Source organism: Nocardia tenerifensis NBRC 101015 (assembly GCF_000308715.1).
Lineage (GTDB): Bacteria > Actinomycetota > Actinomycetes > Mycobacteriales > Mycobacteriaceae > Nocardia > Nocardia tenerifensis.
Window position 1 is genome coordinate 25,902 of sequence record NZ_BAGH01000420.1, and the last position, 11,515, is coordinate 37,416.

At 69.9% G+C, this 11,515-nt stretch carries 10 protein-coding genes; 5 read left to right on the forward strand and 5 right to left on the reverse strand.

Annotated features, from left to right (window positions below; translation table 11 throughout):
* The first annotated feature begins 3 nt into the window (after window positions 1-3).
* Window positions 4-1,506 carry an MFS transporter gene (locus ON39_RS33365; RefSeq protein ID WP_040740158.1) on the forward strand — a complete coding sequence of 501 codons (1,503 nt, stop codon included), beginning with the start codon at window positions 4-6 and terminating at the stop codon, window positions 1,504-1,506.
* A 54-nt stretch (window positions 1,507-1,560) separates the two neighbouring features.
* On the opposite strand, the gene ON39_RS33370 is transcribed toward ON39_RS33365, so the two are convergent.
* Window positions 1,561-2,556, reverse strand: coding sequence for an oxidoreductase (locus ON39_RS33370; protein ID WP_040740160.1), 996 nt, complete (start codon window positions 2,554-2,556; stop codon window positions 1,561-1,563).
* A gap of 58 nt (window positions 2,557-2,614) precedes the next feature.
* The gene (locus ON39_RS33375; RefSeq protein WP_040740161.1) at window positions 2,615-3,685 is read right to left on the reverse strand and encodes a DNA polymerase IV; all 1,071 of its coding nucleotides are present in this window, start codon (window positions 3,683-3,685) and stop codon (window positions 2,615-2,617) included.
* A gap of 109 nt (window positions 3,686-3,794) precedes the next feature.
* Between ON39_RS33375 and ON39_RS33380 the strand changes: the two genes are divergently transcribed.
* Complete coding sequence (locus ON39_RS33380) at window positions 3,795-4,355, forward strand: TetR/AcrR family transcriptional regulator (protein WP_040740162.1); 561 nt, start codon at window positions 3,795-3,797, stop codon at window positions 4,353-4,355.
* 68 nt (window positions 4,356-4,423) lie between these two features.
* On the forward strand, window positions 4,424-4,852 hold the full coding sequence (locus ON39_RS33385) for a PaaI family thioesterase (RefSeq protein WP_040740164.1): 429 nt from the start codon (window positions 4,424-4,426) through the stop codon (window positions 4,850-4,852).
* A gap of 67 nt (window positions 4,853-4,919) precedes the next feature.
* Here ON39_RS33385 and ON39_RS33390 read toward each other — a convergent pair whose 3' ends face one another.
* Both ON39_RS33390 and lon read right to left on the reverse strand, forming a co-directional pair.
* Entirely contained in the window at window positions 4,920-6,536 is a 1,617-nt protein-coding gene (locus ON39_RS33390) for an FAD-dependent monooxygenase (RefSeq protein WP_051187439.1), read from the reverse strand.
* A 97-nt stretch (window positions 6,537-6,633) separates the two neighbouring features.
* Window positions 6,634-8,988 (reverse strand): endopeptidase La, encoded by a 2,355-nt coding sequence (gene lon / locus ON39_RS33395; protein ID WP_051187442.1) that lies wholly within the window; start codon window positions 8,986-8,988, stop codon window positions 6,634-6,636.
* 317 nt (window positions 8,989-9,305) lie between these two features.
* Here lon and ON39_RS33400 point away from each other — a divergent pair, with 317 nt between their 5' ends.
* Both ON39_RS33400 and ON39_RS33405 read left to right on the forward strand, forming a co-directional pair.
* On the forward strand, window positions 9,306-9,848 hold the full coding sequence (locus tag ON39_RS33400; protein WP_110293587.1) for a hypothetical protein: 543 nt from the start codon (window positions 9,306-9,308) through the stop codon (window positions 9,846-9,848).
* Entirely contained in the window at window positions 9,845-10,891 is a 1,047-nt protein-coding gene (locus ON39_RS33405; RefSeq protein WP_040740169.1) for a PrsW family intramembrane metalloprotease, read from the forward strand. Before ON39_RS33400 ends, ON39_RS33405 begins: the two co-directional genes overlap by 4 nt.
* Window positions 10,892-10,894: 3 nt before the next feature.
* Here the strand turns inward: ON39_RS33405 and ON39_RS33410 are convergent.
* Window positions 10,895-11,515 (reverse strand): cupin domain-containing protein (locus ON39_RS33410; RefSeq protein WP_218006188.1); only part of this gene is annotated, 621 nt, incomplete at its 5' end.

Sequence of the window (11,515 nt, forward strand, 5' to 3'; positions counted from 1 at the left end):
CCGATGAACCCCATCGAGACCCGCGATCCCAGACGCTGGTGGATCCTGATCGTGCTGTGCCTCAGCACGCTCGTCCTGGTCATCGACAATTTCGTGCTCGCCGTGGCGGTGCCGGTGCTCGCCGAGGATCTGCATGCGAGCGCCCAGGACATCCAGTGGATCCTGGACTCCTACATCCTCGTCTTCGCGGGCCTGCTGCTCACCTCGGGCAGCCTGGCCGACCGCTTCGGCAGGCGGCGGGTGATGATCGTCGGCCTCGCCCTGTTCGGCGTCGCCTCGCTGGGCGCCACGCTGGCGTCGAGTCCGGTCGAGCTGATCGTGGCCCGCGTCGTGATGGGCGTCGGCGGCGCGCTGGTGCTTCCGAGCACGCTGTCGATCCTGATCACCGTGTTCGACGCCGAGGAGCGGCGCAAGGCGATGAGCTTCTGGAGTGCCGCCTCGGTGCTCGGCCTGGTGGGCGGTCCGGTGCTCGGCGGCGTGCTGATCGCGCACTTCTGGTGGGGCGCGGCGTTTTTGATCAACGTTCCGGTCGCGGCGGTGGCCATCGTCGCCGCGCTCACGCTCATGCCGGAGTCGAAGGGCCCGTGGACCAAGCCGGACGTGCCGGGTGCGGTGCTGTCCATGGTCGGGATGACCGCGCTGGTGTGGACCATCATCGAGTTCCCCAAGGGCGGTTTCGAGCACACGTCCACGGTGATCGCGCTGGTCGTCGCGGCCGCGAGCCTCGTCGCGTTCCTGGTGTGGGAGCGGCGCGTCGCGCATCCGATGGTGCCGCTGGAGTTGTTCCGCGACCGCGATTTCGCGGGCGGCAGCCTGTCGCTGACGCTGGTGCAGGTGGCCAACGGTGGTCTGCTGCTGGTGCTCACGCAGTATCTGCAGTTCGTGCTCGGCTACTCGCCGACCGAGGCGGGGTTGGCGTTCATCCCGATGATGGTCGCCTCCATCGCGTTCAACGGCCTGGGCGCCGGGCTCGGCGGCAAGGTCGGCAACCGCACGCTCGCCGTCACCGGCATGCTCGTCTCCGCCGTCGGCCTCGGCCTGCTGGCCGGTCTGGGCGCGGACAGCGGCTTCGGCGTGCTCACCGTCGCGCTGGTCGTGCTCGGCGCCGGAGCCGGGCTCGCGCAGCCCGCGGCCATCGCCGCGCTGATGGGCGCGGTCCCGCAGGAGCAGGCCGGCGTCGGGTCGGCGCTGAACGACACCATCCAGCAGGCGGGCGCGGCCCTGGGCATCGCGGTGCTCGGCAGCGTGCTGTCCAGCGCTTACACCGGCGCCATGCCGGACTCGGCCCCGGCGGCGGCCCGGCAGTCGATCGGCGACGCCTTGGCGCTGGCCTCAGGCGACACCGGGTTGGTGGCGACCGCGCGGGAGGCCTTCAGTACCGCCATGTCGGTCAGTTTCCTGGCGGGCGGGGCCGGAATCCTGGCGGGCGCGCTGGTCGCCCTGTTCGTCATGCGGGGTAAGACCACGCAGGCAGAGCCAGTCGAAGAGCCCGCGCTCGCCGAGTAGGCCTGGACCGAAGGGCCGGCTCGATCCTGATCGAGCCGGCCTTCAGTGCGTCTGTCAGAACTCGCCGAGAACGTTGAAGACGGTCCGCCCGGTATGGCTGCCGTTCTGGATGGAGTTCAGCACCTCGGCCGCGTCGGTGATCGAGGCGAACCGGGTGAGCGACGAGAGATGTTGCGGGCGTAGCTCATTGGCCAGCCGGGTCCACAGCTCGCGGCGCTTCTCGATCGGGACGAACACGGAGTCGATGCCGAGCAGCGCGACCCCGCGCAGGATGAACGGCAGCACGGTGGTGGGCAGGCCGGAACCGCCGGTCAGGCCGCTCACCGCGACGGTGCCGCCGTAGCCGATGGCGCTGAGGATGTGGGCGAGCGACTTGCCGCCGACGCTGTCGATCGCGGCGGCCCAACGCGCCTTGTTCAACGGACGCGGCTTCGCGTCCGGGTCCTCGGGCAAGCGGCCGATGACCTCGTTGGCGCCGAGCTCGCTCAGCAGCTCGCCCGCGTCGGTCTTACCGGTGGAGGCGACGATCTCGTAACCGAGGCCGGACAGGATGTCGATGCTCACGCTGCCCACCCCGCCGGTCGCGCCGGTGACCAGCACCGCGCCCGTCTCCGGGGTGATGCCGCGATCGAGCAGGGCTTGCACGCTCAGTCCCGCGGTGAAACCCGCGGTGCCCAGCGCGGCGGCGTCGCGCGGGCTCAGGCCGTCCAGCTTCACCACCCAGTCGGCGGGCACCCGGGCGTACTCGGCGAACCCGCCGTTGTGTGCGACGCCGATGTCGTAGCCGTGCGCCACCACCAGGTCACCGGGGGCGAAGTCGTCGTCCTCGGACGAGACGACCTCGCCGGTGATGTCGATGCCGGGAATGATCGGGTACTTGCGCACCACCCCGCCGCCCGGGGTGATCGCCAGCCCGTCCTTATAGTTCGCGCTGGAGAAGTGCACCTTGATCGTCACCTCGCCCTGGCCGAGGAAATCCTCCCCGACCTCCTGCTTGGTCAGAACGATCCCGCTATCCGATTCGTGCGCCACCATCGCCCAGAACTCCATGCGACGAGCATACGAGCGTCGGCCCGGACCCGCGCGGCCCCGCCGTGCGCGGGCGGTTCTACTCCGGAACCAGTTCGAGGCGCACGCCCAGCAGCCGGACGGGGCGGTCCAGGGGGAAGCGGTCGACGATGCGCAGGGCGGTCTCGGCGATCTCGACGGGGTCGATGGTGGGCGCAGGCAGTTTCTCCTGTTTGCTGCGGGTGTAGAAGGTGTTGGTACGGACGGTGACCGAGACGCGGGTGCCGAGCCGGCCCGCCGCGGCCATCTCCTCGGCGACCTCGGTGGCCAGGCGAGCCACCTGGGCGCGGATCTGCGCGGGGTCGGTCAGATCGTGCGGGAAGGTCTCCGACTTGCTGCGGCCCAGTGGGATTCGCGGCTCGGTGGTGACGTCGGTGTCGCCCTTGCCGTGGCCGAGCACCCAGAGGTAGGGACCGGTGTTCGGGCCGAACTCGGCCGCGAGCCGGTGCCGGTCGGCGGCCATCAGGTCCGCGACGGTGGTGATGCCGAGGTCGGCGAGGCGGGTGGCGATCCGAGATCCTATGCCCCACAACGCATTCGTCGGACGATGCGCCATCACCTCGGTCCAGTTCTCGGCGGTGAGGCGGAAGATGCCCGCGGCCGCGCCCTCGTCGGCGGCCGGTCCGTCGGCGGATTTGCCGGTGGACTTGGCGAACCCGGTGGCGAGCTTGGCCGTGAGCTTGTTATCGCCGATGCCGACCGAGCAGGTGAGCTCCAATTGCTCAATAGCGCTGCGGATTTCGCGGGCGAGCGCCTCCGGATCGTCGGTGTCGGCGGCGAGGAACGCTTCGTCCCAGCCCCACACCTCGACGCGGCCGGGGAAGGTCCGCAGCAGCGACATGACCTCGTCCGACGCCTCCTCGTAGCTGACCATGTCCAAGGGCAGGAACACACCCTGCGGGCATTTGCGCTCGGCGGTGCGCAGCGCCATCCCGGCCCGGACGCCGAACGCGCGCGCCGGATAGGACGCGCAGGTGACCACCTTGCGCGGCTCCGAGGGGTCGCCGTTGCCGCCGACGATGACCGGCAGGCCGCGCAGCTCCGGGTGGCGCCGGAACTCCACCGCCGCCTGGAACTGGTCGAGATCGACATGCAACAGCCACCTGGCCATAGCACCGTCTTACCGCACCGGTGCGACACGCGGCCGGAACTCCGCTCCGACCGGCCGTGACGCCGCGCCTGCTCTTGCACGACCCTGAAAACAGAACTAAATTCTGGTTGTGAAGATTAGAGATCGGTTGCTGCTGGCGGCCGAGCGGCAGTTCGCGGAGCAGGGCGCGCTCGACGCGACGCTGGCCCAGATCCGGGACGAGGCCGGTGCCAGCGTCGGCGCGCTCTATCACCACTTCCCGGACAAGGCGGACCTGTATCGGCAGGTGTGGGCGAACGCGCTGGCCGACTACCAGCGCCACTTCTGGACGGCGGTCGGCGACAGCTCCGACGCCAGGGCAGGGGTCACCGCCGGCGTTCGCGAGCATCTGCGCTGGGTGGCCGAGAACCAGTACCGGGCAAAGGTTCTCACCTCCGCGCGGCCGCCGGGCGTGCGCGAGAGCGACAGCAATCGCGAGTTCCTGCGGAATGTCGCGCGCTGGTGGCGCACGCACGCCGGGTACGGCGCGGTGCGCGATCTGCCGTTCGACCTGGTGTATGCGCTGTGGCTCGGCCCGGCCCAGGAGTACTCCCGGCAATGGCTCGGCGGCGACATGCTCGTCGCGCCGACCGGCGTCGCGGACGAACTCGCCGATGCGGCCTGGCGGACGCTGAGCACAGCACGACCATGAAAGCCGCTCTCTACCACCGACTATCGCGCGCGGACCCGTACTCTGCCGCCACGAACGAAGGACAACCGATGACCATCGATATCGAGCTGGCCAAACAGATCCTGGCCGCACAGCCCTTCGCCGAGCTGGTCGGCACCGAGATCGCCGAGTTCGGCGACGGCACCGTCACGCTGGTGATTCCCATCCGGCCGGAGCTGTGCCAGCAGTTCGGCTTCGTGCACGGCGGCGTGCTGTCCTATGCGGCCGACAACGCATTGACCTTCGCCGCCGGGACGGCGCTCGGCGCGAATGTGCTGACCGGCGGCTTCAGCATCACGTATCTGCGCCCGGCCAAGGGCGTCCGGTTGCGGGCCGTCGCGACCGTCACCGACGCCACCCGCCGCCAGGCGGTCGTCCGCTGCGAGATCTATGCCGAGGACGCCGACGACGAGCCGGTGCTCTGCGCGGTGGCGCAGGGCACCACGCGCAGCGTCGAGCGAGAACTGGCTCACGCGTGATCGGGGGCCGCGGTCTCACGCTCACGCGCTGACCGCCACAGCACCCGAGTGGCACGTGTCTCGCCGATCATGCGCCGACCGCCGCGCCGAGCAACGTTGTGTCACTGGGTAATACGCCGTTGATGCGGCGCAGCGCGGCGGTGAGCGTCGACGGGTAGAGGTCCTCGTCGGACCGACCGGCGACGAACCCGTCCGGACGGACGAGCAGCGCGCCACCCTCCGGCAGACCGGTGCGCGCCGCCCATTCGCCCGCGGGCAGCGCGTGCACGGTGATGTCGATGCCGGTCTCCCAGTGCGCCTCCGCCACCGCGTCGCGCCACGCGGCCGAGGCTCCGGTGACCAGCACGGCGAAGCCGGGGCCTGGCAGGTCCACGGTCGAAATCCGCTGCGACGAGTCGATCCACAGGTGCGGCACCCTGGTGCCGGCCTGGCCGGTGAGCAGGTCGACATGCGGGGCGCCGGGGCGCGCGCCGAGGACGGCGGTCGAGTCGTACCGGTAGCGGGACATCACCGTGTTCGTGCTCAGCTGTCGCGCGAGATCGGCTGCGTTGTCCGGGGTTTCGATGCCGTAGCGGGTGGTGAACTCGGTGCCGAGCCGGGCCTGCTCGGCGGCGACGATCGCGCGCGGTCGCCGCTCGGCCTGATAGGTGTCGAGCAGGGCGGGGCCGGCCGTGCCGGACAGGACCGACGCCAGCTTCCAGATCAGGTTGTGTGCGTCGGCGATTCCGGTGTTGGCGCCGTAGCCGCCCCACGGCGCGTGCCGATGCGCGGCGTCGCCGACCAGGAAGACGCGGTCGCGGCGGTATTCGTCGGCGACGAAAACGCCGGTGTCCCAGGCGGTTCTAGCCAATACCTCGACGGCGATATCGGGCACGCCGATCGCGGCGCGGACCAGCTCCGCACAGCGTTGCACCGGATAGTCGGTGAGATCGGTTCGGGCAGGGTCGTATTCGAGGTGGAACGACCATTCGTCGGTGTTGTTCTTCGTCAGCACCAGGGCGCGCACCGTGTCGTTGACGATCTCGCACTGGCTGAACGTGCGTCCGTCGAGCACCTCGGTCAGGTCGGCACGCACGAAGACATTGAGGTAGTGGTGGGTCGGCGGCAGTTCCCAGCCGGTGATTCCGAGCGCCTGCCGGATCGGGCTGCCCGCGCCGTCGGCGGCGATGAGGTAGTCGGCCCGCAATGTCGAGACGGTCCCCGACTGGTCGCGCAGCGTGGCGACGACGCCGTCCGCGGCCGCCTCGAACTCGCACAGCTCGACACCGAAGCGCAGGTCACCGCCGCGCTCGCGGGCCAGCTCGGTCAATATCGGCTCCAGCTGCGCCTGCGGCAGGAAGCAGAAGGTGGACGGGCTCGGTTCCGGGTTCTCCAGGCTCTTCATGAAATTGGCGAGGTCGAGTCGCTCCGCAGTGGCCAGCGAGGCGCCTCGCATCGCGCCGCCGAACCGGCCCGCCTTCAACGCGGTCGCGGCGGCCTGCTGAACCCGATTCTCGATGCCCAGCTGGCGGAACAACTCGACGGTCCTGGTGTGCACGCCCCGCGAGCGCGGCAGGGTCGAGCCGCCGGTCCGCTTCTCGATGAGCACGAACGGCACCCCGTGATACTCGAGGAACAGCGCGGCGGACAGTCCGACCAGGCCACCGCCGACGATCAGAACGGGTACATGTTGGGTCGAAGTCATGCGCCGATCCTGTGCGCGCCCGCTTGCACCGCCCTTGCGTACCGGTTACACGACGATGGGCCGGGCACCGTGCGGTGCCCGGCCCATGACCTGCGCGTCAGGCGGTGGCCGCGAGGGTCCTGCCGTCCAGGGCAGGCTCGGCGACCGGCTCGATGGCGTAGGCCAGGATGTCGGCTACGTCACCGACGGGGCGAACATCCAGTGCGGCAAGCACTTCGGCCGGGACGTCGTCCAGGTCCGGCTCGTTGCGGGCCGGGATGAACACCGTCTTCAGGCCGGCGCGCTGCGCGGCGAGCAGCTTCTGCTTCACGCCGCCGATCGGCAGCACCCGCCCGTTCAGCGTGACCTCGCCGGTCATGCCGACATCGGCGCGTACCTGCCTGCCCAGCGCCAGCGACACCAGCGCGGTGACCATGGTGACGCCCGCCGACGGCCCGTCCTTGGGGACCGCGCCCGCCGGGAAGTGCACGTGGATATTGCGATCCAGCACCGACGGTTCGATGCCGATCTCCGCCAGGTGCGAGCGCACGTAGGTCAGCGCGATCTGCGCGGACTCCTTCATCACGTCGCCGAGCTGACCGGTCAGGGTCAGCGAGCGCTCGCCCTCCGCGGCGTTGGCCTCGATGTAGAGGACGTCGCCGCCGAGCCCGGTCACCGCGAGGCCGGTCGCCACGCCGGGGACGGCGGTGCGTTCCACCGAGTCCGGGGTGAAGCGCGGACGGCCCAGGTAGTCCTTCAGATCGCCCAGGTCGATCGTCAGCGACTTCTCCGTCGCGTCGTAGCCCAGCTCCGCGTCGTAGCCGAGATCGGCTGTGGCCGAACCCGTTCCGACCTCAGAGAGCCGAGTCGCGGCCTTGCGCAACGCCTTCGCGATCAGTCGCTCCATCTGCCGCACGCCCGCCTCGCGGGTGTAGTTGGCGGCGATCTCGCGCAGTGCCGCGTCGGTGACGGTCACCTCGTCGGCGGTCAACGCGTTGCGCTCCAGCTGCCTCGGCACCAGGAAGTCGCGGGCGATGTCGACCTTGTCGTCCTCGGTGTAGCCGTCGACGGTGATCATCTCCATCCGGTCCAGCAGTGGGCCGGGGATGGTCTCCATGACGTTGGCGGTCGCGATGAACAGCACGTCGGACAGATCCAGGTCCAGATCAAGGTAGTGATCGCGGAACGTGTGGTTCTGCGCCGGGTCGAGCACCTCGAGCAGCGCGGCCGCCGGGTCGCCGCGGAAGTCCGAGCCGACCTTGTCGATCTCGTCCAGCAGGACAACGGGGTTCATCGACCCCGCCTCCTTGATGGCGCGGACGATCCGGCCCGGCAGCGCGCCGACGTAGGTGCGCCGGTGACCGCGGATCTCGGCCTCGTCGCGCACGCCGCCCAGGGCGACCCGGACGAATTTGCGCCCCATGGCGCGTGCGACGGACTCGCCGAGCGAGGTCTTGCCGACACCGGGCGGGCCGACCAGCGCGAGCACCGCGCCCGAGCCGCGGCCGCCGACGACCTCCAGCCCGCGCGAGGCCCGCCGGGAACGCACGGCCAGGTACTCGACCATGCGGTCCTTGACCTCGTCCAGGCCGTGGTGATCGGCGTCCAGCACCGCGCGGGCGGCCGAGACGTCGGTGCTGTCGGTGGTCTTCACCGTCCACGGCAGGTCGAGCACGGTGTCGAGCCACGTCCGGATCCAGCCCGACTCCGGGCTCTGATCGCTGGCGCGCTCCAGCCGGCCGACCTCGCGCAGCGCCTCCGCGCGGACGTCGTCGGGCAGGTCCGCCTGCTCGACCCGGGTGCGGTAGTCGTCGGCGCCGTCGGGCTCATCCTCGCCGAGCTCCTTGCGGATGGCGTTGAGCTGCTGGCGCAGCAGGAACTCGCGCTGGCTCTTCTCCAGACCCTCGCGGACGTCGTCGCTGATCTTCTCGGTGACCTCGGCCTCCGCGATGTGGTCCTTGGTCCACTCGATCAGCGTGGTCAGCCGCTGCTTGACGTCCGGGGTCTCCAGCAGTTCACGCTTCTGGTCGTCGCTGAGGTACGGCGCGTAACCGGCGGTGTCGGCGATCGCCGACGGATCGGTCAGCTGATTGACCGCGTCGATGATCTGCCAGGCCTCGCGGCGCTGCAGCACCGAGACGACGAGCTTCTTGTACTCGGCGGCCAGTTCCTTCGTCCGGCCGTCCGGCGTTGGAGTCTCGACCGGCTCGGCCTCGACCCACAGCGCGGCGCCCGGACCGGTGACCCCGTGTCCGATCTTCGCGCGCCGCTCCGCCTTCAGCACGGCCGCCGGCGCGCCACCGCGCATCCGGCCGACCTGCTCGATGGTGGCGACGACGCCGTACGAGGCGTAGCCCTCGGCCAGGCGCGGCGCCAGCAGCACCGCGGCGTTCTGCGAGTCGGCGCTCTTCGCGGCGCGCGCGGCGTCGATGGCGGCCTGCGCCGATTCGTCCAGTTCGATGGGCACGACCATGCCCGGCAGCACGATCGGATCGGTCAGGAACAGCACCGGCAGGTTCTGTGGTGTAGTCACGTGTTCGACCCTTCCAAAAGTTGAGCGATACCAACTCAACCCCCCACCCCCCACCTTTGTTCCGGAGATTCCCTCCGTTCGCTGTGGGCGAAGACGCGGGTCTCGTCGGACCGATCCGGCGATCTCGGCTGCCACCCGACTCACACACCTTGGCTGCCACGATCCGCACCGCGGGCCGCTTATCGTTGAGCTGGCTACGTCGCTGTTCAGCGGTGGTTTCTCGGTACGGTCCGGGCGGATCCGAGGGAGGCTTGTGGATGGGTGAGCCGGTCCGTACGGGCCACGATTGGAGACCGGCTGGGCTGGTGCTCGCGGTCGTCGGGGCGTTGGTGGTGGTTCCGGCGGGGGTAGCGGCCCTGGTACCGACGCGAGAGACGCCGGTCGCCGCGGATGCGGAGATCGAGGTGACGGCGGCAGGAGAGGAACCGGACACGGTCACGTTCGGTGGGGTCGGGGGGTGGGCGCGACGGACCACGGGGGATGAGTCGGCGGCGGTGTTGATCGGGCCGGATGGGTCGCGGTTGGCGGTCAGTGTGATCGGCGGGGTGACGAATTTCCCGGATGCGGCCGCGTGGCGATTGAAAGTGCTTGGGGCGCAAGGGTTCGACGCGAGCTTCGACGGTGGAGAGGTCGTCAACTCGCACGGTTTCCGGGGGAAGACCTGTCGTGGGACGGTGCGGGCGGGGGTGTGCGCGATCGTCGGGAACGAGAAGCTGGCGGTCACGCTGGTGCTGGTGGGGGAGGACGCGACATTGCCAGAGCTGACGCCCGTACTCGAGTCGCTCACGGTGCGGCGATGAGGTGGTTCCAGCCGAGGTCGGCTCTGTTCTGGGTGTACTGGATCGTCGCGCTGCTCGGCGTGGTCGGGTTGGTGCTCCAGTTGGCTCCGGTGGCCGTGCTGACGTGGCGCGACATTCTGGTCGGCCTGCCGTTCGCGCTCCTGACGATGCTCGTCTTCGGGTGGGTGATCCTGCATTCGGACCGGCTTCGGGCGCGACAACGGATCAGGACACCGCTTCTCATGGGATTTCTGTGGGGCGCGCTGGCCGGGCCGGGCATCGCCATGTTCGCCAACGACCACAACATGCGGATAATCCAGAATCTGGCGGGCGACGCGTTCGCGATCGACTGGCAGGCGCCGATCTCCGCGGCGATCGTGGAGGAGGCGATCAAGGGCGTCGGCGTGTTCGCCGTGGCATGGCTGGCGCGGCCGCTGCTGGATCGGCCGATGCACGGCCTGCTGCTCGGCGGCTGCACCGGCCTCGGCTTCCAGGTGGTGGAGAACGTCACCTACTCGGCGAACGCGGGATTGCTTTCGGCACAGTACAATCCGGCGAACGCGATGCTGGTCGGCGCGCTGCGGCTGTTCACGGGCGTCACCTCGCACTGGATGTTGACCTCGCTCGCGGGCATCGGCATTGTGCTCGCGGTGGCGCGGGCGGATTGGCCGGGCAGGCGGCGCGTGCAGGTCTTGGCGATGTTCTATCTGCTCGGCGCCGCACTGCATTTCGGCTGGGACGCGCCGAGCCCGGCGAGCGTTCCGATCGGGTCGATCGTCACGCGCACGCTGCTGTACGTCCTGATCTTCGCCGTTGTCTACGTCTGGGTGGTGCGCACCGAACGCGAATGGTTCCGCGAGGTGGTCGACTGGGCGGTGTCGCGGGGCATCGCGCCGGCGGGTGAGTTGAGCACGTTGATCTCGCGGCGCAGCCGGCGCAGGGCCCGTGCGGCGGAGCGAAGGAACGGCCGGACCGATGGCCGAGCGCAACGGCAGCGCCAGCGCGTCCTGCTGGACTGGGTGCAGGAGACGGGCGCGCGATCGGGCATCCGCGTCCCGGCCTGAGCCCTACTTTCGCTTGGTGATCACGACCGGCTCGATCTCGGTGGGGACACCGGCGAACGCGGCGACCGGCACCCCGAACGCGGCGGCGAGAACCTCCCGAGGCAGCGAATTCACCGTGGCCACGATGCCGATGTCATCGTTGGGCTCCTGCGCGCTGGTGTTGAAGACCACCAGAACCCGCAGGGGCTCTGCATTACTGGCGTTGCCGAAGTAGTGGAAGAAGCCCTGCGGCACGAACACCAGATCGCCCTGACTCGCCTCGAAGACATCGTTGCGATAGGCGCCGTCGGGGTGGGTGCCGAGAATGGTCCAGTCGGCCTTGCCGGAGATGATGTAGTTGAGCTCCCACGCGGTCGGATGCCAATGCGGCTCACGGATCCCGCCGACCTCGAGTTCGACGAGGTAGACCGACGCCTGCTGACCGGTGAGCACCGGAAAGGTGCCTTCGTGCGCGCCGCGCAGCGTGCCGCCGTCGTAGCGACTCGGCTCGGCCGCGGCGAGCCGGAACAGGTGCGCGTCGGTGTCGAGCTTTGCGCTCGCGTCCGAGGCGGGGGTGGCGCTGCCGTGTTCGGCCCTGGCCGACCCGCCCACCGTCGCGGCGAGCGCGCCGCCGAGGGCCGCGCC

Coding starts and splice junctions, on each gene's coding strand:
- ON39_RS33365 (WP_040740158.1), top strand. CDS start 4: ATGAACCCCATCGAGACCCGCGATCCCAGACGCTGGTGGATCCTGATC.
- ON39_RS33370 (WP_040740160.1), bottom strand. CDS start 2,556: ATGGAGTTCTGGGCGATGGTGGCGCACGAATCGGATAGCGGGATCGTT.
- ON39_RS33375 (WP_040740161.1), bottom strand. CDS start 3,685: ATGGCCAGGTGGCTGTTGCATGTCGATCTCGACCAGTTCCAGGCGGCG.
- ON39_RS33385 (WP_040740164.1), top strand. CDS start 4,424: ATGACCATCGATATCGAGCTGGCCAAACAGATCCTGGCCGCACAGCCC.
- ON39_RS33390 (WP_051187439.1), bottom strand. CDS start 6,536: ATGACTTCGACCCAACATGTACCCGTTCTGATCGTCGGCGGTGGCCTG.
- lon (WP_051187442.1), bottom strand. CDS start 8,988: ATGGTCGTGCCCATCGAACTGGACGAATCGGCGCAGGCCGCCATCGAC.
- ON39_RS33400 (WP_110293587.1), top strand. CDS start 9,306: ATGGGTGAGCCGGTCCGTACGGGCCACGATTGGAGACCGGCTGGGCTG.
- ON39_RS33405 (WP_040740169.1), top strand. CDS start 9,845: ATGAGGTGGTTCCAGCCGAGGTCGGCTCTGTTCTGGGTGTACTGGATC.